This is a genomic window from Streptomyces sp. NPDC048417, assembly GCF_040651615.1.
Taxonomy (GTDB): domain Bacteria; phylum Actinomycetota; class Actinomycetes; order Streptomycetales; family Streptomycetaceae; genus Streptomyces.
Map to the genome: position 1 here is coordinate 104,378 of NZ_JBEZKI010000015.1, position 17,795 is coordinate 122,172.

Here is a 17,795-nt window from a genome sequence, read left to right on the forward strand (position 1 = left end):
GGGGCGCCCCTTCCCGCCGTGTCCGGTGCTACTGGGGCGAGTGGCGTGGCGGCGGGCCGGTGAGCAGGTGGTGCTCGTGGGATTCGTAACGGCTGCGTTCACGGGCGGTGGCCCGTCGCCCGGCCAGGACGGTGGTGAGCCAGCCGGCCAGGAAGCCCGCGGGTACGGAGACCAGGGCGGTCGTGTTGTAGGGGAACCAGGCGAAGTCGGCGTCCGGGAAGGCGGACAGCGGCGTCCCGGAGACCAGCGTGGTGCCGGGGGCCAGGGCCAGGACGCTCAGGGTACCCACGATAAGCGTGGCCAGGAGTGCGGTGCGCGTGTAGCGGCGCCAGAAGAGGGTGTAGAGCAGCGCGGGGGCGATGGCCGAGGCGCCCAGGGTGAAGGAGACGGTCGCCAGCGGCTGAAGGCTGCGGTGCTGGGCGAGGACGGCCAGAAGGATGGTGGGGACGCCCACGGCCAGGGCGCTGAACCGGGCCAGGGCGAGTTCCCGGGCCGGGGCCGGGGGAGTGGCGCGGGACGCGGTCAGGTCGTGGGCGAGGGTGTTGGCGCAGGCGAGCGTCATGCTGGCGACGGAGGCGAGGAGGGTGAGGAAGACGGCGGTGGTGACGGTGGCGAAGAGCAGGCTCTCCGGCCGGGACAGACTGGTTCCGAACGCGGCGCGGGCGCCAAGGAGATAGGCGGTCGTGCCGTGCGCGTCGGCGGCGGCGATGCGGTCATGACCGACGAGCGCGGCCGCGCCCGTGCAGATCAGCGTGAGCATCAGGATGAACAGGGTCACCGAGGACACCGCCCAGGACATCGCACGACGGACCTGACGCGGGGTGCCGGCGGTGTACATCCGCATGGTGACGTGCGGCAGGCTGGCACCGCCGAGCACGATCGCACACTGGGTGCTGGCCATGTCCAGGGCGGGATGCGGGCTGCTGGAGTACTGCAGACCCCACCTCAGATAGGCGGGCCCCGCCCCGCTCTGCGCGGCCGCCGCGTGGAACAGGGCTTGGGGCTGCCAGCCGAACATGCGCAGGATCAGGACGCTCACGACCAGCCCGGAGCCGAGCAGCACCACGGTCTTGATGATCTGGACGAGCGCGGTGCCGGGCATCCCGCCCAGCGCCGCATAAGTGATCATGAGGACACCGGCTCCGGCCACGCAGCCGTTCTTCATGCCGGGATCGTCGAACCCGAGGACGTACGCCAGGAGTTCGCCGACCCCGGCCAGCTGTACGACCATCATCGGGACGAGCGCGGCGAGGGTGACCAGACAGGCTGTGACGCGCACCGACCGTGCCGGATGGCGGCGGGCCAGCGCGTCGCCCATGGTGTAGCGGCCGGTGTTGTGAAGCGGTTCGGCCAGCAGGAACATCAGCAACAGCAGGGACAGCAAGGCGCTCAGGGCCAGGACGATGCCGTCGTAGCCGCACAGGGCGATGATCCCCCCGATGGTGAGGACGGTGGCAGCGGAGATGTAGTCACCGGCGACGGCGAGCCCGTTGCGTATGGGCGAGAGGGACCGGTAACCGGTGTAGAACTCGGCGAGGTCGTCCGCCTCCGGTCCGGTGAGCACGCACAGCAGCAGGGTGAGGGCGACGACCGAGCAGAACGCGACGAGCGACCAGGACTGGGCGGAGCCGCTGAACTCGGTCATGGCGCCTGCTCCCGGTCCGCGGCGGCCACGCGCGTCTGGCGGCGGGCGTGGCGCGCCAGGGGATCCACGAAGCGGTGCGCGGTGGCCTCGTAGAGGAGGACCGCGAGCCAGGTGACGGGGATCTGGACGAGGCCGAGGACCAGCCCGGTGGGCAGTCCGCCGGGGCCGGGGTGGGCCATCAGGGAGGGCGCCTTGACGGTCAGGGTGAGGAAGGCGGCGAAGTAGCCGAGCGCGGTGAAGGTCGCCACGCGCCGTTGCCAGCGGTACGCCCGCCGCAGCAGACGCAGGGTGCGGTGGGCACCGGAGTGAGCGTTCGGCGGACGGACACCGGAGGCCTCGTCCTGGCCGGTCGACCAGGCAGGGGAAGGGCGGTCGTACAGGGATCGGTCGTACGAGGGCCGGTCGTGCAGGGACGGGTCGTACGGGGACGGGTCGTACGAGGGTCGGTCGCACAGGGATGGGTCGTACGAGGGTCGGTCGTACGGGGAGTGGTCGTTCGGGGACCGGTCCGAGGGTAACTCGGGGGAATCAGGGGACATTTCGACAACTCCTCGAAGGGGACCCGGCCCCGCGTGTGGTGGACCGTGTGCGGGGAGAGCGGTTCGGGTGACCGCACGCCGTGCGGACCGAAGATCGTGCGAAGCGGTTGGCGCCGGTCGTCCGGGTCGACGTCTTGTACGTCGCGATCGTGTGAGCGCAGGGCGCCATGGTCTCCGGCGTGGGCGTGGTCCGCCAGAGGTGCGGCCGGGGTCGGCGGGAGCGGTCCGCGGTGTGCGGAGCTGACCGTGGGATCTCTGCCCAGGAGTGCTGAAGCACTAACGGAGCGCGAGGTGGCGCGATTGCCTCGAAGAGTGCGCCGTCGCACACCTCACGAGCCCCAGGGCACCCACCGGTTCGCTCTGCATCCGACCCACGCCTGCACGTGCCCGGGAGAGGCGGCCGCCACGCTTACGGCACACGGGATACCCGGGCTCCTCCGGCGGGCGCCTCTCCGGTGCGGATGACGGCGTCCGGATCCCGCCAGCGTCCCGGGCCGGCCCGCGTCACGCTGAACTCATGACTCCCACCTTTCCTCCCCTCCCCATCTCCGCCACGGCTCTCAAGGAACTCCGCGTCCAGGACGACGCCGGAAATCCGCCACGCCCGTACCCGGACGACGAGGGCGACGCGCCGCTGCGCTGCTGCCTTCGGTCCAGTACCCGGGGGGAGCGGATCGCCCTGGTCTCCTACGCCCCGCTGCGCCGGTGGGCGGCACGGACGGACGCCGACCCCGGGGCGTACGACGAACAGGGGCCGGTCTTCATCCACGCCGAGGACTGCGGCGGCCCGTCCGGCGAGAACCTCGGCTACCCCTGGGCACGTTCCGGCGCCCTGCGCGTCCTGCGCCGCTACGACGGCCGAGGCCACATCACAGGCGGCCGCATGCTGGAGCTTCCCGACGATTCCCGCGCGGCTTTCGAACACGCACTGGCCGAAGCGTTCGCCGACCCCGAGACCGCCCAGGTACACGTCCGCGCCGTCGAATACGGCTGCTACCACTTCCGCGTGGACCGCCCCTGACAGAACAGGAGAGGCCACCGATGGGCGACCACACCCGGAGATGCGGGCCCGACCCCGACAACCGCATCCCGACCGGGCGACCCCGAACACCGCGACGACAGCGGGGCGCTACGGGCCGCATGTACCCCTGCGTCTCGCGCGCGACATCCACCGCCTCGTCCTGGACCTGCGAACTCCGCCCGAGAGCGCGGGGACCCGGGGACCCTTGTGATACTTTCAACGCCGCCGTGCGTCTGCCGCGAACTGAGGAGGTGAGACCGATCAACACTGTGACAGGTCGGGCCTCCCTCCCTCGCATGGCCTGAGGAGTGCCCGCAGAAGGCATCCCGAAGGGCTTGAAACGCTATGCGCTTCATCTCTGAGACGTCCTGCGACGGCGTCCGCGAACAGCTTTTTGTCCTCGACGACATTCCCGGCGTTCTGTGGACGCCGGAAGGCGCTGCCGGTACGCGTCCCCTCATCGTGATGGGACACGGCGGCGGTCAGCACAAGAAGGCTCCCGACATCATGGACCGTGCGCGCCGCTCTGTGACCGAGTGCGGGTTCGCGGTGATGGCGGTCGACGTACCGGGCCATGGCGATCGGCCGCTGGACGAGAAGTACGACCGGATCGCGACCGAGAACCAGGCACGTGTGGCGGCCGGGGAAGAACTCGCGCCGCTGGTCGCCGGATTCCAGGCGCTCGTGGCCCGCCAGACCGTCCCGGAATGGCAGACGGTTCTGGAAGCGGTCCAACAACTCGGTCACGTGGGCGACGGCCCGGTGGGCTACTGGGGAGTCTCACTTGGATGCGGGCTCGGCGTTCCCTTCGTTGCCGCCGAACCCCGTGTCCGCGCCGCTGTGTTGGGCCTGGGCGGAGCCTTGGCCTCGAGCCAGGACGCCGCACGGATCACCGTTCCGGTGGAGTTTCTGGTGCAGTGGGACGACGAGCGTGTGCCGCGTGACCAGTGCCTGGCGCTGTTCGACGCCTTCGCCTCGACCGAGAAGACACTGCACGCCAACCCCGGCGGACACGGAGACCTGCCGGCATTCGAACAGGACAGCACACTGAGATTCTTCTCCCGGCACCTCGCCTGACAACGGGTTCCGAGTCGCGGCGCCGGTCGCCGTCGCGGCGCCGGTCGTCCTCGCATTCGCCTGCCCCGGGTGAGTGGGGAAAGGGGGCCCAGCCGTTCGGCACCAACCCAGCCTGCCTGCGCAGGCGGGGCGTGCTGGGCGGCCCCTTGTTTCCTCGCGTCATGACCGCGCCACAAGGGCTTCAACCACGGGATACCGAGGCCACTCACGGCACCGTCACAGTCGCCGCGGTTCAGTTGTGGCTCCGGCAATGTCCCGACGCCGAGCGTCGACCGGGACAGGCTCTCAAGCGACTGTCCGCCTTCGGCCTGACGCTTCAGCAACTGCAGTGCGGCACGCGCAGCCATCCAAGCCCCAACGATCGTGTCAGCCGGCACCCAGGCAGCTTGTCAAACGAAGCGTCGGCGGCTTCGGATCCTGGGACGGCCGGGGCCGCGCGGCCTGCTCGCACCGGCCGCGGCCGGTCGTACGGCCCACGAAAGACACCTGTTCAGAAGTCATCTCGATGGGTAACCGGGCCTCAGCAGGTGAGAGTCGGGTGCTGTTCGGTCCAGGAGCCGGGGCTTGACCGCGATGTGAGACTTGCAGCATGGACATGGGGCGTGAGTCGCGGTGGGAAAAGGACGCAATGACGGTAGAGATCGTTTTCGCCCTGGTGACCGCCGTCGCGTTGGCTGCGGCGGTCTTCGCCGTCGCTCTGGCTCTCGCACTGGTCTTTGGCATCTCTGGTTCAGCGGAGAAGGATGTGTTGGTGGGGGGTGCGCTGCTCGGAGCGGCGGCAGGAGTGTGGCGCCTGGTACGGGTGCTGTATCGGTTCGACGCGCAGCGCCGAAGAGGCCACTGACTGCGGGCCCTTCAGGTCGGTCGCCCGCCGACGTGGGGAACGCTCAGCGGCTGGTGCCGGATGAGTTGAGCCAGCACCTCCCGGTCCCCATGCCGGCGTCGACCACCGCCTTGGGGCCGTCCCGTAGCGGCCGGGACCACCTGCTGGAACAACTCCCACAGCCCATCCGGAACCGGACGCCCCATCGCCGTCACGACCGCCGGCCCGGCGATCAGGCTAGTTGAGACGATCTCCAAGGCTTTTACGGCGCGGGCCGCGAGTGGGGGCCCGGCCGACCAAGTCGGCAAGGCGTCGTTCGGTCTCGGAATCGGCCGGGGCAAAGACCTGTAGGCGGTGGCCCGACCGTGGTGCCAGCCAGATGTTGGACACCTCGAAGCGGAGCTCACCGACGATGGCGTTGCGAATCGTCCGAACTCCGGAGTCCTCGACCTGCGCAACCGTGTGACGGTCCCACAGTTCGGTGAACTCCGGGGACACTGCCCGAAGCCGGGACACGAGGTTCCGCCACAGTGGGTCGCCGACGTGGTCGGCCATGGCGACTCGTAGGTTGGCGACCATGCGCGCGGCGGTGGCTTCCCAGTTGACGATGCTCTCCCGCCAAGTTGGGTGGGTGAATGTCAGCCACACGCAGTTGCGCTGGTCTCTGGGTATGTCGATCCCCAGATATCGTAGAGACGTTGGTTATGCGGCCCGGTCTTGTTGATCGGGCCGAGCTCGCGCTTGTTGGTGATCCGTTCGAACTCGACGGGTTGTTGCCCGCTGGCCGCGCTGTGGCGTTGTTTGGTGTGGTAGAAGTCCGCGATCCAGGTGGCGGTCTTCAGTCGCGCCTCGGCGCGGGTGGCGAAACGGGTGTCGGTGGACGTATTCGACCTTGAGGACCGAGTGGAACGACTCCGCGGCGGCGTTGTCCAGGGCGGAGCCGACACGGCCCATCGACTGCACCACGCCGCACCTGCCACAAAGCTGCCTGAACGAGCACCCGACGACTGGTAGCGAGCGGCCTGGTGTCCGCTCTCGGTCCCAAAGGTCTCGCTGTCACCCACGAGATCGCTGACGGCCTCTTCACCGTCAACGGTGAAACCGCCCACGCCCACGAATTCACCTGGTCAGCCCTGGGCATCCACGGCACCGTCCTGAGCGAGGACGAACCACTCGACTCCCCCCGCGTCCGTGCCGCCGCCGGCCCCGGCAACGCTCTGGCCTACCACGCTGCCTACGAATTCGGCGGCGACCCGGCCTCCCTGCCCGGCGGCCAGGCCTGGCTCGACGCCGTCACCGCGCACCCGCACCGCGAACGCCACCTCGCCGTACACGATCAGCACCTCACCGACCTCAACGCGGCCGACAACGCCGCCTGGAACGCCGGAAGCTGGCAGGCAGTCACCTCCACCACCGTCACCGGAACCCCCGATCGCATCCGCGACCAGCTCAGCACCTACGCCCGGGACGGCATCACCGAGATCGTCTACCAGCCCACCGGCCCCGACATCCCCGGCGAACTCGAACGCTTCATCGCCATCGCCAGCGACGCACATCCTGGTGTGCGCCCTGCCCAGCACACGAGCTGAGGGCAGCGGACGTTTTCGTCACGGACGACGTGCGCTCCGCCATCGTCCGCGCGGTTAGGTCCCAGGTCAGCGATGCCCCGTCACTGGGAAGGCGGTATCCGACGACGCGTGCCGCGGTGCACGGCGTGCTGCAACGCCCGGACACCAAGCCCTGCTTGCCCTCGCGCCCCTACGCTGCGGGGACACCTACGTCAGGTAGCCGCGGGGTTCGGGGTCGGCATGAGCCACTGTGTACCACTACGTCCGCGAGGCCGTTGGGGCCCTGGCCGCGCCGGCATCCACACTCGCCGACGCCGTACATAGGCCCTCGACCATCCGGACCGGCTGGCCGGCCTGGTTCTCCACCACACCTCACTGGTAGGCGGCCCGGACCGGTGGGAGGCCGCGATGGCCGGACTGGCCGCCTACCCGGACATCTACCCGGACGTCCCGGAGGCGGCCAACGTCCCGGCGGCGTTCCAGAGCGCACTGGCCGCAGGCGACGACGAGCAGGTCAGCGCACTGCTGCGGGAGGCGCTGCCGGTCTACTTCGCCGACTTCTGGGCCCGCGAGGCCGAGTTCGCCGACTTCCTGGCCCGTGTAGACCTTTCCGCCGAGCCGGCCACCGCACCCGGCGGGGAGCCCTTCGACGTCCGGGACCGGCTGGCCGAGATCACCGTGCCGACCGTGGTGATCGCAGGGCGACGCGACTTCATCTGTGGCCCGCGCCGGGCTGTGATGCTGCGGGACGGCATCCCCGGAGCACGGCTGACCGTGCTCGAACACAGCGGCCATTTCGGCCACGTCGAGCAGCCGGCGGAGTTCACCCGCGCGGTCACCGGCATCCTTCGCAACCAGTCCTGAGGCAGACACCCGCGGGCGCCCACCGAGCCCCTTCTGAGGCCGGGACCCGGGTGAGTCGACTACTGCCACTGCATCGACAATCGACAAGGTCGAAGGTGGCGCACGCGCCACGGATGCCTAGGCGGGCTGTCCGCTGCCGGGGCGGTTCGGCACCCCGCACCGCGTCGGAGGCCAGGGCGATGATCACACCGGACTGGCGAAGCAGCCGCAGCCGACGAACACCGGGGCGGCGCCCCAGGCTTCGATCGCGGCGCCGACCAGCGGGTAGCTGAGGGGCGCGAGACCAACCATGGTGAGGATGACGACCGAGATGCCCCAGCCGAGATAGGTGAGGTCCGCCGCGGTCCGGACAAGGGCGTTGTCCAGGCTGCCGAAGATACCCGCGGTCGGTGCCCTCCCGCCGCGGATCACCGGCCCCGACTGGCTGGCCCGGGTCATCGGCCTGCGCTCACTGTCGACGCGCCTCAGCCAGGTGCACCCGATCAGACAGCCGGCACGCCGGCGGAGCCGAAGGAGGTGAATGCCGTGCGCCGAGGGTGGGGGTGTGGGAGCCTGGCCCAGTCCGGGTCCACCGCTTTCCCCCGTAGCGGGTGGGCCCGGACTCCTGTTGAGCCGGACTGCCGCCCCCACCCGTCCCGCGGCCGGGCGTCCGCCTGCGCGGACCTCCAGCGTCCGGCGAGGGTGGGTCAGGAGGAGGCGTACTGCCGAGGGTTCGGCACGGCTTCTGGTGCTTGCGCGGAAGCCGCGCGAACTTGTGTTGCGCGGCGGGTTGTCGGCGTTCGGTGGCCGGTGGGCCTGCTGTCAGCGGCCGTGCGGGGCCAGGGTCTGGCCGAAGCGGGCGTCGGGGTGGGGAGCGTGCAGTGTGCTGCCGTTGAAGGACCACGAGCGGTTGGGGGAGGGGCCGTTGCCGGTGGCGGGGAAGACCCAGACCCCGCCGTTGCCGCCGTCCTCGCCCGGAGCACCGGCGATCAGGCTGGCCCTGTTGTCGCGGTCGGCGTCGATGAGCCGTACCGCGCCGCCGAACTGGTCACCGCTCTCCGGGACGCTGGGGACGGCCCGTGGGCTCTGGCTCAGCACGCGGACGTCGCGATGATGGTGGCGCCGATCGTCAGCAGCAGTGTCGCGGCAGCGGCGCCGGTGGCGTGGCGCAGCCGGCTTGTGCTGGAGGGTCTGATGTGGCGCACGGTGAGGCTCCCGGAATCTTTGCGAGGCCGGACACGGACGGAGCCGGGCCGCGCAGACCCGCTGCCTGCCGCCGAGTACGGGACCCGTCAGCGGGCTGAGGGGTTGTGCGAGGTCGTCCGCCGCCGTGCTGGACCGCCTGGTCTCCGACGAGATCCGGTCTCGAAGTACGGCGAGTCCGGCTGGTGGTGAGGACAGGAGCCGTGGCCGGGGGAGTCGGCGGCTGCGGGTGGCGCGGCGTGCCCGGGGGCTACTTGCGAAGGGCAGCCGGTACGGGCGGTGGGGTGAGCCAGGTACCGCACCACCCACCCGACACCGTTCCCCTGACGTACGCTCCCCCTCTCCGAGTCTCCGAGGTTGCTCCGCGAGGTCGAGCGGCGTGCCCGGCCCGGCGGCCGGCCGCCGGCCCCCTGGGCCCGCGCTGCGGGCCCGGGCTCAGCCGGACGGCACGGGCGAGGGCCACACGCCGAGCCACTGCTCGGCGCCGAACTCCTCGAACTGCTCCTCCTCGGCGAACCCCAGTTTCGCCGCGAGGCGCATGGAGCGGTCGTTGGCGGTCTGCGTGCAGAGCACCACCGGCTCACCCGGGAGCGCGTCGGTGAACCAGCCGAGTGCCGCGGCGCCTGCCTCGGCGGCGTAACCGTGTCCCCACGCCCGTGGCAGGAACATGTTGCCGAGCGCCGGGCAGCCGGGCCGTGGCGCCCCCAAGGGCAGGGCCGGCCCGTCGGAACGGAGGCGTTCTCACGTTCGGCAAGCCGAGAGCCGGCAGCAGAGCGTGCGGAGGTGGGGCGCAGACTTGAGTCTCCTGCAGGGGGAGACGGGAAGGTGGGCTCATGGACGGCGGCACTCTCTGTTCGATCGGTGAACTGGCCCGGCACACCGGGCTGTCGGTCAAGACGATCCGGTTCTATTCCGATCGCGGCATCGTGGCGCCTGCCGGCCGCACTCCCGCCGGCTACCGGCGTTACGCCCCGGATGCGGTCGCTCGCCTTGCCCTCGTGCGGACGCTGCGGGAACTGGGTTTCGGCCTGGACGTGATTCGGCGGGTCGTGGATCAGGAACTCACCCTCGGCGAAGTCGCCGCGGAGCACGCCGCTGCACTGGACGTGGAGATCAGCGTCCTGCGTCTGCGGCGTGCGGTGCTGAGGTCCGCCGCCGATCGCGAGCCCACCCCCAAGGAGATGGAACTCATGCACCAGCTGGCCACACTGTCCGCAGCCGAGCGCCGACGCATGACCGACGACTTCCTTGATGCCGTCTTCGAAGGCCTCCACAGCGGCTCCCACGCCGCAGCTCGGCGCTCCATGACACCCGAACTCCCCGACAACCCCACAGATGAGCAGGTCAGGGCGTGGGTGGAGCTGGCCGAACTGTCCCTGGACCCGGACTTCCGCGCCAGTGTGCGGCGCCTGGCCGAGGACCATGCGGGCAGCCTGCCCGAGGGTGTCCCCAGGCGCCCGCGCCCGGACACGGTCGCCGTCGCCCGTGATGTCGTCGCACCGGCCGTGGCGTGCGGCATCAGGGCGGATTCGGCCCAGGCCGATCCGGTCGTCGCGGCGCTCACCGCTCGCTGCGCGCTCGCCCACGGCCGCCCCGACGACGCCGAGTTGCACACGTGGCTGCTGCACCGCCTGGAAGCCGCGAGCGATCCCCGCAGGGACGAGTACTGCCGGCTGCTCGCGCTGATCAACGACTGGCCGGCACCGGAACGCCTGGCCCCGCTGGTCGCCTGGTCCGTCACGGCTTTGCGGGTACGGACAGCCCGATGACGCCACGGCCCCACAGCCCCGCCGCACAGCCAGACGCAGCGCTGGAAACCATTGTGGGCTCGTACCCTCAGCCGAGGGACAAGACCGCCATACGGCTGAGGGCAGACGCCACACCGACAGCCCCCGCTCTCGTACTGCGCCCCTGGAGCCCGGCAGACGCTGCGGAGCTGGTCGAGCTGTATCGCGACGAGGCCATGCGCCGGTGGACAAGCTCAGCCGTGAACGACGAGGCGGGCGCGGTGCAGTGGATTCAGGACCAGCAACAGGGATGGGAGACGGGCCACCGCTTCGGATTCGCCATCGTGGAATCCCAACCTGGAGGTGCTGAGGAACAGTTGGCAGGGCACGTGGTCCTCAAGAACGTCTCACCGCGCGCGTCGTCCGCCGAGGTCGGCTACTGGACCGCGGCGCATGCACGCGGCCGGGGAGTGGCGCCCCGGTCACTGGAGGCGCTGACGGACTGGGCCTTCACCGTCTTCTCCCGGGACAGGCTGACCCGCCTTGAACTCCTGCACCAAGTGGACAACACGGCATCCTGCCGGGTGGCCGAGAAGAGCTGGTACGAACTGACCACGTGCCTGCCCGCGGCACCGCCCGCGTACCCCCTGGCCGGCCACGTGCACGTACGGCCGCGTGACCTGTGAACCGGCCGGGGTAGCCGCCCTTCGCCATGCTGTTGGCGGCTCCCCACGGACAGCCGGTCGCTCAAGAGTGATGGCGATATCTGAATCCGGTTCTGTCCGTGGTCCCATGCGCGCCGTGCCTTCTCGGCGGCGCATCGTGCACGCGAGTCGTCTGGTGGAACAGGCCGCGGACGCCGGCTGTACATGCCCATGCCAAGGGCAGTCCTGCTCGGTCCGATACCCGTGCTGTACGTGCTGGATCAGCTCACCATCACTGCGTTGTGCTTGTTCGTCTTCGCGTTCGGGGCGCTGTCGTTGCTTTTCGAGGCAGCGAACCAGTCCTACGTGCCACAGCTGGTACCGAACGAACTCCTCAACCCGGGGTACGCCCGGGTGGAACAGGCCGGCGCGGTGGCCGGCTCAACCGGCCCTCTGGTAGCCGGGGTCCTGATCAAAGTCATGGGAGCGCCGCTCGCCGTGCTGGTAGATGCCCACACCTGTCTGGTGTCCGGCCTGCTCCTCGTCTCGGTGAAGGCACCCGACCCCGTCCCCGATCGAGGCGCAGGCCCCGTCGCCAGGGCTGGTTCGTAGGGCGCTTTGGCGTGCGCTGATGCTGGTCAGTGCTCGCGAGCGCGCAGGCGGCGCAGCATGCGGGGGTCCTCGAAACCGACCGCGCGGGCGGCGGCATCGACCGTGGCGCCGTGGCTGATGAGGTGCTCGGCGCGTTCGAGACGGAGGGTCTGCTGATAGCGCAGTGGGGTGAGGCCGCCGGTGGCGCGGGTGAAGAGGCGGGTGAGGGTACGTTCGCTCACGCCCACGGTCGCGGCCAGGGCGGCCAGGGGCAACGGTTGGTCGAAGCGGGTGTCGAGCAGGTCCTGGGCGTGGTGCACGGTGTCGTCGAGGTGGGATCGGTACCTGAGCATTGCGCTGGTCTGCGGTTCATGGCCGTTGCGCCGCGCGTACACGACCATGTCCCGGGCCACCTGTGCGGCGACGGCGGGGCCGTGCCGGGCGGCGATCAGGTGCAGGGCCAGGTCGATGCCGCTGGCGATGCCGGCCGAGGTGACCACCCGGTCGTCGGCGGTGTACAGAACATCGCGAACGACCGTCGCCCTGGGGTAGCGGCGTGCGAGTTCGTCCTGCACGTCGTGGTGGGTGGTGCAGCGGCGACCGTCGAGCAGGCCGGCTCGGCCGAGCGCCTCGGCTCCCGCGCAGACGCTGGCAACGGTCCCGCCCCTGGCGTGGTGGTCCCGGAGGGACTGCAGGAAGGCCGCGCCGATGGCAGGACCGCCGGCCAGGGCGGGCGCCCGCCAGCCGGGCACCACGATCAGGTCCTCGGGGCCGAGTTCGGGCCAGTCGAGCCGGGCCGCCAAGGGCAGGCCCTGAGCGGTGGGGACCAGCGGCTGCTCGGCGATGTAGCTGAGTGTGTAGGGGTGCCCGAAGTCGGAGGCCGTGGAAAAGACCTGCGCGGGGCCGGCCAGGTCCAGCAGGTGGAGTCCGGGCACCAGGAGAAAGACGATGTGATTCACGATCCGGTCATCATGCCCGAGGCACGGCCGCAGCCTCCAGCTGCTCGACAGTGGCGATGGTGGCAAAGCGTCCGGCGAGGGCGTACTCCGTGCGCCTGATGATCTCCTCGGCGCTCAGGGTACGGGGGTCCGACAGCATTTCGGCGACGCTCTGGTCGGCGGGAGCGTCACGGTGCGGGATGGGGTTGGTCGCGGTGGCGTCGACGACGAAGGTGACCAGGTAGCCGAAGTCGCTGGCGACGCGGGTGGTGGTCTCCACGCACTGCTCGGTTCGGATGCCGCAGACAGTGAGCTCGTGGATGCCGCGCTCTGTGAGGATCTGCTGCAGATTCGTGGTGGTGAAGGCGTTGTGCGAGGTCTTGTGGATCAGAGGTTCCGTGTCCCGGCGCTGCAACTCCGCCATCAGCCGGACATGTCCGAGGGCGGGGTCGAAGACATCGCCGCTGCCGGGCTCGGAGTGCAGCACCCACACCACCAGGTCCCCGGCCTGGCGGGCGAGCCGGACCAGCCGGTCCACCTGGTCGGCGATCTTCGGGTTGGAGATGGTCTCCCACAGCGGGCGGGCGCGGAAGGATTCCTGGACGTCGATGACGATCAGTGCTCGGGTCATGCTCCCAAGCCTGACCGGCGGGGCTGGAGCGGCGACAGGCCTCATCGGGTCCGGACACGGACCGATCCGGTCACAGCTGGAGCCGTGACCACTCGCTGGGCATTGGCCACCACGCTGTGGCTTCAACGGTTGGAGTCGGGGCCGGCACAAGGTCTGCCGGTCGGCCACGCGTCGTAGTTGTTGATCTTCCTTTGGGTGCTGCCGGCCGGTGAGATCCGGCGGATCCACCGGGCCTGATGCGGGCCGAGGGGCCGGCCGGAGCGGTACGGGGCCGCAAGGCCCGCGGCACCCTGCCCGGCAGACACGGCCGCCGCGCGAGCGACCTGGTCAATCGCGGTAAAGAACGCTCCGTGGAGGACCGGCTGCCCGCGAACAAGGACGGCGTCCTCCTCGTCGGCGACGACAGCTCCTGGACGGCGGGCCGGGCCGAGGCCGCCCAGACCGAGCAGAACGCGGTCTGGGCGTCTGACCAGGTCGCCCGCGCGGCGGCCGTGATGCACCGCTTCGGAGGCACGACCGACCGGACCACCCCGGGCCCCGGAGGCGCCTACGACGAGATCGCGCCGGTCGAACTCCCCGAGGGCCGTGCGCCCGCACAGAACCCGGCCGCTCGGGCCGCCGAGTACACCTCGGCGGCCACGTCCTTCAGTTCCTGCGCGTCCCGCGCGGCCCACGAGACGTCGACCAGGAACTCGTCGAGACCGATCTCGGCGTACGCCATCAGATCGCTGACGATCTGCTCGACGTCCCCCTGGAAGGGCCGGCGGTCCGGACCCTCGTACCGCTTGGCGGTGTAGTCCGGGTTCACGCGCACCACCGTCCGCAGCGGCCGGGTGCGGCCCCGCTCGGCGGCGAGGTCCTGCAACCGGCGCCAGCTCTCGGCCACTTGATCGGGACCGTCGGCGTACGGCAGCCAGCCGTCGGCGTGGTCGACGAGCCGGCGCATCGCCCGCGGGGTGTTGGCCGGCACCAGGATCGGAATCGGCCGGGCCGGCTTCGGCCCGACCACGGCCGAGGCGATCCTCGTGATCCGGCCGTCCTCGTAGACCACCGGGTCCGGGCCCCACACCGCCCGGCACACCTCGAACATCTCGTCCATGACCTTGCCGCGCTCCTCGAACGGGCGTACCCCGGCGGCCGCGTACTCGTCGAGGGACCAGCCGCTGCCGAGGCCCGCGACGACCCGGCCGCCGCTCGCCGCGTCCAACGTGGCCAGCGACTTGGCCAGTTGGAAGGGGATGTGCAGCGGGGCGACCAGCACGGCGGTGCCCAACTCGGCCCGCTCGGTGGCCGCCGCCGCGAGCGTCAGCGTGACCAGCGGCTCCGCCACGCCCCGGTAGGCATCGGGCCAGGGCAGGCCCTGGACGCCGTACAGGGGCTGGGTCTGGGGTTCCGGGAACAGGGCCCGTTCGTACACCCAGAGGCTGTCGTATCCGATGTCCTCGGCGGCGCGTGCCACGTCGGGCACGTCCTTGCCGAGGTTGTACTGGCGATTCTGCGGAAGACCGATTCCGAGCCGGGTGGTCATGCCGGTGCGCTCCTCTGTAGTTGGTTGCGCAATCAAATTAACGTTGTCTCAGTGAGGTTGGGGCGAGACGCGGCCGAGGTTGGTCTGAACGGATCCCCCCCGGTCGGGGAGCGAGGGCGGCAGTATCCGGGCCGCCCCACAGAAGGCGTGCGTGCCCGGCCCGGACCTGCCGCCGGCGGTTCCCATGACTCCGACCGGCGGCAGGTCCGGGCGGGGCCGGGGAACGCGCTGGTCCGGGGCTGGTCAGCCGTGCGTGGTGGGATCTACTTCGCCCCAGGCGAGCCCTGCGCCGCGGTCCATACCGCGGATGTGGTCCTTGTCGGCGTCGTCGATGCGGAACGAGAAAACGTCCAGGTTCTCACGCATGCGGATTGGGTTGGTGCTCTTGGGGAGCACCGGATAGCCGTTCTGCACGCCCCAGCCCAGCAGGAACTGCGCTTCGGTCACACCGTACTTTTCCGCCAGCTTCTTGAAGGGAGAGTCGGAGCGCTCTCCTTCGGCGCGCATCTCCCGCGTCTTTCCGCTCATGTGGCCGGGCGCGGTGCGCCAGGTCGACAGCGGAACCAGGCTGCTGTAGGCGATGGGCGTGATGCCCTTCTGGTTCAGGTAGGAGGTCAGCTGGGGCTTCTGTGACCAGGGGTGCAGCTCGATCTGGTTGGCGTGCGGAAGGGGAAGTCCCGCCTCGACCAGCTCGTCGATGTGAGCGGCATTGAAGTTCGAGACGCCGATCGCACGCGCCTTGCCGCTCTTGTAGGCCTCAACCAGTGCCTGCCACTGTTCCAGGCGCTGCTCACGCCCGAACGTGGCGTGGATGAGGTACAGGTCGACCCGCTCCAGACCGAGCCGGTCAAGACTCTCGTCGAGGGACCGCAGGGTCTCTTCGCTCGTCTTGGCGCGCTCCTGGATCAGCGGCCACAGCTTGGTCGTTACGAACACGTCGCCGCGTTCGAGACCTGCTCGCTGCATACCGCGACGCAGCCCTTCGCCGACGCCGCGTTCGTTCTCGTACACCTCGGCCGTGTCGACGTGTCGGTACCCTGCGGCCAGGGAGTTCTCGACGGCGGACGGGGCCTCTTCGTTCGGAATGAGATAAGTCCCGAAACCGACAAGGGGAATCTCCACCCCAGTGGTCAACTCACGATCCTGCGTATTGGTCACCGTAATCTCCCTGCCGATTTCTGCGTGTTGTTGATTGGTCGAGCGGTGCTGATGGAACGGCGAGTCCCGCTCCGCCTGGACGACGCAGCCGAAGGCGTCCGCGCTACTGCTCCCCGGCCCCGCAGCGGCCGGCGGGGCAGAAACCGGCGAGTGATGTGTGGCTGGTGGTGCCGGGCATCACCCGCCGGGGAGCGGTTCAGTGCTTGTCGACCGCCGAGGCCCAGTCCCAGTTGACGCCCATCTGCTGGTACATGGTCGAGTACCCGACGAAGCAGTTGAACTTCTCGACCTTGCCGTTGTGCAGGTACCAGAAGTCGGCGGTCGGCGCGTCGACCTTCGCGCCGTTCGGCTTGACGGTGCCCGCCGGTGACTGCAGGGGCCCTTCGAACGTGCCCTGGATCGACAGCTCGATGCTGATCACGTCGCCGTTCACGGTGATGCGCTTGAGGTCACGGTGAACGTCGGGGAAGAGGTTCGCCATGTAGGGCAGCACGTCACCGAGCGCCTTACCCCGATAGGCCACGCCGGGGACCATGTCGTTGAAGACGCCGTCCTTGGTGAAGCTGTCGACGAACGCCTTGACGTCGATGCTCTTGCCCTCCGCTACCTGGTAGTCGCGCAGGACGACTGCGAGATTGTGCCTCTCGTGCTTCGTCAGGTGCCGGTCCGCGAGCGGCAGCTTCGCCAGCTGGCGAGGAGTCAGCTCCGGGACCGCCGTACCGCTGTGGACCGCCGCACTGCTGTGGGCAGGACCGGCGGCCTGCGTCGGCGCGGCGGCGATGGAAAGACCACCCAGGACAGCTACCGCGGTCGCGGCGGTGATCGACTTCCGGCTGAGCAGCTTCATGCCGTGTTCCTCCAGGTCGGTTCCCAGGATCCGTGATCCGTCGCAACGGTCTCTGTCGCGTCGTTAGTAATTCAAACGCTCGCTTGACTTTATGGGTGGCGGTGCGAGCTGTCAAGCCACTGTTTGAATTCCGAGGTCGCGCAGCCGTGGAGTCGAAGGGTCGGTGCCGCGCCCGGCGCTGCGCTCGGGGTGGGATCGGATTTGCTCGACGTCCGCCTCGACCTGCGCGGTGACTGTTGACAATGTACTCAAACATCTGCTTGAGTACATGTCATGACGAGGGTGGAAAAGGCGGATCTGCGCCGGGAGGCCGGGCAGCGCACGCGGGACGGCCTACAGACGGCCGCCCTGGAGTTGCTCGCGCAACGAGGCCAGGAGGGCGTGACACTCCGCGAGATCACAGAGCGCGCCGGAACCAACGTCGCCGCGGTGAGCTACCACTACGGGTCGTTGAAGGCGCTGTGTGAGGCCACGATAGAGCACGCGCTGGAGCGGTATCTGGACGCGCAGCTCCTGGAACTCGGTTCGCTCGGCTCCACTTCGACACTCCACGAGGTCGCGGCGGCGTTCGCCCGGCCGATGATGCGCGCGCTGGCGGCCGGCGGACAGGACCTGGCCGTGATGCGGACCGTGGCGCGGGTCGGCATCGATCCGCCCCAGGCCTGGGAGCGGCTGAACGGCAAGTTCGACCAGAGCCGCCGGGAGGCCCTCCGGGTGCTGACGGCGAACCTTCCCGGAGTGGACGAGCAGGAACTGAACTTCCGTACGCGCTGCGCGGCCGGCCTGCTGAACTGGCTCGCGCTGGCCCCCATCGGCGCCGAGCTGGCCGCCCTGCCCGCCGAGCAGATCGAGCGGCAGCTGGTCCCCGTGGTGGCCGGGGCGTTCCGCGGGGAAGCCGCCATCGACCGCTGATCAGACCAACGGCCCCCGGAATCCGGACAACTCAAACCACTGCTGGCCGAGGAGGCGAAGGGCGCCTCCTCGGCCAGCTCCGCTGCGACGGGCCGGGGGA

Annotated in this window: 17 protein-coding genes and 5 pseudogenes; 10 read left to right on the plus strand and 12 right to left on the minus strand. The window is 70.0% G+C overall.

Annotation, left to right across the window (positions count from 1 at the left end; translation table 11 throughout):
• Window positions 1–28 precede the first annotated feature (28 nt).
• Together AB0D59_RS24015 and AB0D59_RS24020 are read right to left on the minus strand one after the other, a co-directional pair.
• Window positions 29–1,645 (minus strand): cation acetate symporter, encoded by a 1,617-nt coding sequence (locus AB0D59_RS24015; protein WP_362568788.1) that lies wholly within the window; start codon window positions 1,643–1,645, stop codon window positions 29–31.
• A complete protein-coding gene (locus AB0D59_RS24020) occupies window positions 1,642–2,184 on the minus strand; it encodes a DUF485 domain-containing protein (RefSeq protein ID WP_362568790.1) in 543 nt (180 codons plus the stop codon). The genes AB0D59_RS24015 and AB0D59_RS24020 overlap by 4 nt, the downstream gene beginning before the upstream one ends.
• A gap of 517 nt (window positions 2,185–2,701) precedes the next feature.
• On the opposite strand from AB0D59_RS24020, the gene AB0D59_RS24025 reads away from it, so the two are divergent.
• The 3 genes from AB0D59_RS24025 (at window position 2,702) to AB0D59_RS24035 (ending at window position 5,126) form a co-directional block, all read left to right on the plus strand.
• A complete protein-coding gene (locus tag AB0D59_RS24025; RefSeq protein WP_362568792.1) occupies window positions 2,702–3,205 on the plus strand; it encodes a DUF1203 domain-containing protein in 504 nt (167 codons plus the stop codon).
• Window positions 3,206–3,550: 345 nt separating this feature from the next.
• A complete protein-coding gene (locus AB0D59_RS24030) occupies window positions 3,551–4,282 on the plus strand; it encodes an alpha/beta hydrolase (protein WP_362568795.1) in 732 nt (243 codons plus the stop codon).
• A gap of 589 nt (window positions 4,283–4,871) precedes the next feature.
• A complete protein-coding gene (locus AB0D59_RS24035; protein ID WP_362568797.1) occupies window positions 4,872–5,126 on the plus strand; it encodes a DUF6332 family protein in 255 nt (84 codons plus the stop codon).
• Between the two features lie 59 nt (window positions 5,127–5,185).
• Here AB0D59_RS24035 and AB0D59_RS24040 read toward each other — a convergent pair.
• Together AB0D59_RS24040 and AB0D59_RS24045 are read right to left on the minus strand one after the other, a co-directional pair.
• Window positions 5,186–5,311, minus strand: a pseudogene (locus tag AB0D59_RS24040) (IS5/IS1182 family transposase); the annotation flags it as partial.
• A gap of 31 nt (window positions 5,312–5,342) precedes the next feature.
• Entirely contained in the window at window positions 5,343–5,789 is a 447-nt protein-coding gene (locus AB0D59_RS24045; protein WP_362569138.1) for a hypothetical protein, read from the minus strand.
• 341 nt (window positions 5,790–6,130) lie between these two features.
• Here AB0D59_RS24045 and AB0D59_RS24050 point away from each other — a divergent pair, with 341 nt between their 5' ends.
• On the plus strand, window positions 6,131–6,694 hold the full coding sequence (locus AB0D59_RS24050) for a hypothetical protein (RefSeq protein WP_362568799.1): 564 nt from the start codon (window positions 6,131–6,133) through the stop codon (window positions 6,692–6,694).
• Window positions 6,695–7,081: 387 nt separating this feature from the next.
• Entirely contained in the window at window positions 7,082–7,537 is a 456-nt protein-coding gene (locus AB0D59_RS24055; protein WP_362568802.1) for a hypothetical protein, read from the plus strand.
• On the opposite strand, the pseudogene AB0D59_RS24060 reads toward AB0D59_RS24055, so the two are convergent.
• The 3 genes and pseudogenes from AB0D59_RS24060 to AB0D59_RS24070 form a co-directional block, all read right to left on the minus strand.
• Window positions 7,509–7,921 (minus strand): annotated as a pseudogene (locus AB0D59_RS24060) (hypothetical protein); the annotation flags it as partial. The gene AB0D59_RS24055 and the pseudogene AB0D59_RS24060 overlap by 29 nt on opposite strands.
• Before the next feature lie 417 nt (window positions 7,922–8,338).
• Window positions 8,339–8,614: an FG-GAP repeat protein gene (locus AB0D59_RS24065; protein WP_362568804.1), complete on the minus strand. Its 276-nt coding sequence runs from the start codon at window positions 8,612–8,614 to the stop codon at window positions 8,339–8,341.
• Window positions 8,615–9,154: 540 nt separating this feature from the next.
• Window positions 9,155–9,397: pseudogene (locus AB0D59_RS24070) on the minus strand (GNAT family N-acetyltransferase); the annotation flags it as partial.
• Window positions 9,398–9,552: 155 nt separating this feature from the next.
• On the opposite strand from AB0D59_RS24070, the gene AB0D59_RS24075 reads away from it, so the two are divergent.
• From AB0D59_RS24075 to AB0D59_RS24085, 3 genes and pseudogenes are all read left to right on the plus strand, one after another.
• The gene (locus tag AB0D59_RS24075; protein WP_362568807.1) at window positions 9,553–10,488 is read left to right on the plus strand and encodes a MerR family transcriptional regulator; all 936 of its coding nucleotides are present in this window, start codon (window positions 9,553–9,555) and stop codon (window positions 10,486–10,488) included.
• Between the two features lie 89 nt (window positions 10,489–10,577).
• Window positions 10,578–11,132, plus strand: a complete 555-nt coding sequence (locus AB0D59_RS24080) for a GNAT family N-acetyltransferase (RefSeq protein WP_362569141.1) — start codon at window positions 10,578–10,580, stop codon at window positions 11,130–11,132.
• Between the two features lie 189 nt (window positions 11,133–11,321).
• Window positions 11,322–11,672: pseudogene (locus AB0D59_RS24085) on the plus strand (MFS transporter); the annotation flags it as partial.
• A gap of 56 nt (window positions 11,673–11,728) precedes the next feature.
• On the opposite strand, the gene AB0D59_RS24090 reads toward AB0D59_RS24085, so the two are convergent.
• Window positions 11,729–12,640 carry a DJ-1/PfpI family protein gene (locus AB0D59_RS24090; protein WP_362568810.1) on the minus strand — a complete coding sequence of 304 codons (912 nt, stop codon included), beginning with the start codon at window positions 12,638–12,640 and terminating at the stop codon, window positions 11,729–11,731.
• Between the two features lie 10 nt (window positions 12,641–12,650).
• On the minus strand, window positions 12,651–13,250 hold the full coding sequence (locus AB0D59_RS24095) for an isochorismatase family protein (protein ID WP_362568813.1): 600 nt from the start codon (window positions 13,248–13,250) through the stop codon (window positions 12,651–12,653).
• A 350-nt stretch (window positions 13,251–13,600) separates the two neighbouring features.
• Here AB0D59_RS24095 and AB0D59_RS24100 point away from each other — a divergent pair.
• A pseudogene (locus AB0D59_RS24100) lies at window positions 13,601–13,831 on the plus strand (hypothetical protein); the annotation flags it as partial.
• On the opposite strand, the gene AB0D59_RS24105 reads toward AB0D59_RS24100, so the two are convergent.
• The 3 genes from AB0D59_RS24105 to AB0D59_RS24115 form a co-directional block, all read right to left on the minus strand.
• The gene (locus AB0D59_RS24105) at window positions 13,798–14,778 is read right to left on the minus strand and encodes an LLM class F420-dependent oxidoreductase (protein ID WP_362568816.1); all 981 of its coding nucleotides are present in this window, start codon (window positions 14,776–14,778) and stop codon (window positions 13,798–13,800) included. The pseudogene AB0D59_RS24100 and the gene AB0D59_RS24105 sit on opposite strands and share 34 nt — an antisense overlap.
• A 243-nt stretch (window positions 14,779–15,021) precedes the next feature.
• The gene (locus AB0D59_RS24110; RefSeq protein WP_362568819.1) at window positions 15,022–15,936 is read right to left on the minus strand and encodes an aldo/keto reductase; all 915 of its coding nucleotides are present in this window, start codon (window positions 15,934–15,936) and stop codon (window positions 15,022–15,024) included.
• Window positions 15,937–16,132: 196 nt separating this feature from the next.
• A complete protein-coding gene (locus AB0D59_RS24115; RefSeq protein WP_362568821.1) occupies window positions 16,133–16,783 on the minus strand; it encodes a nuclear transport factor 2 family protein in 651 nt (216 codons plus the stop codon).
• Between the two features lie 273 nt (window positions 16,784–17,056).
• On the opposite strand from AB0D59_RS24115, the gene AB0D59_RS24120 reads away from it, so the two are divergent.
• A complete protein-coding gene (locus AB0D59_RS24120) occupies window positions 17,057–17,695 on the plus strand; it encodes a TetR family transcriptional regulator (protein WP_362568824.1) in 639 nt (212 codons plus the stop codon).
• Window positions 17,696–17,795 lie beyond the last annotated feature (100 nt).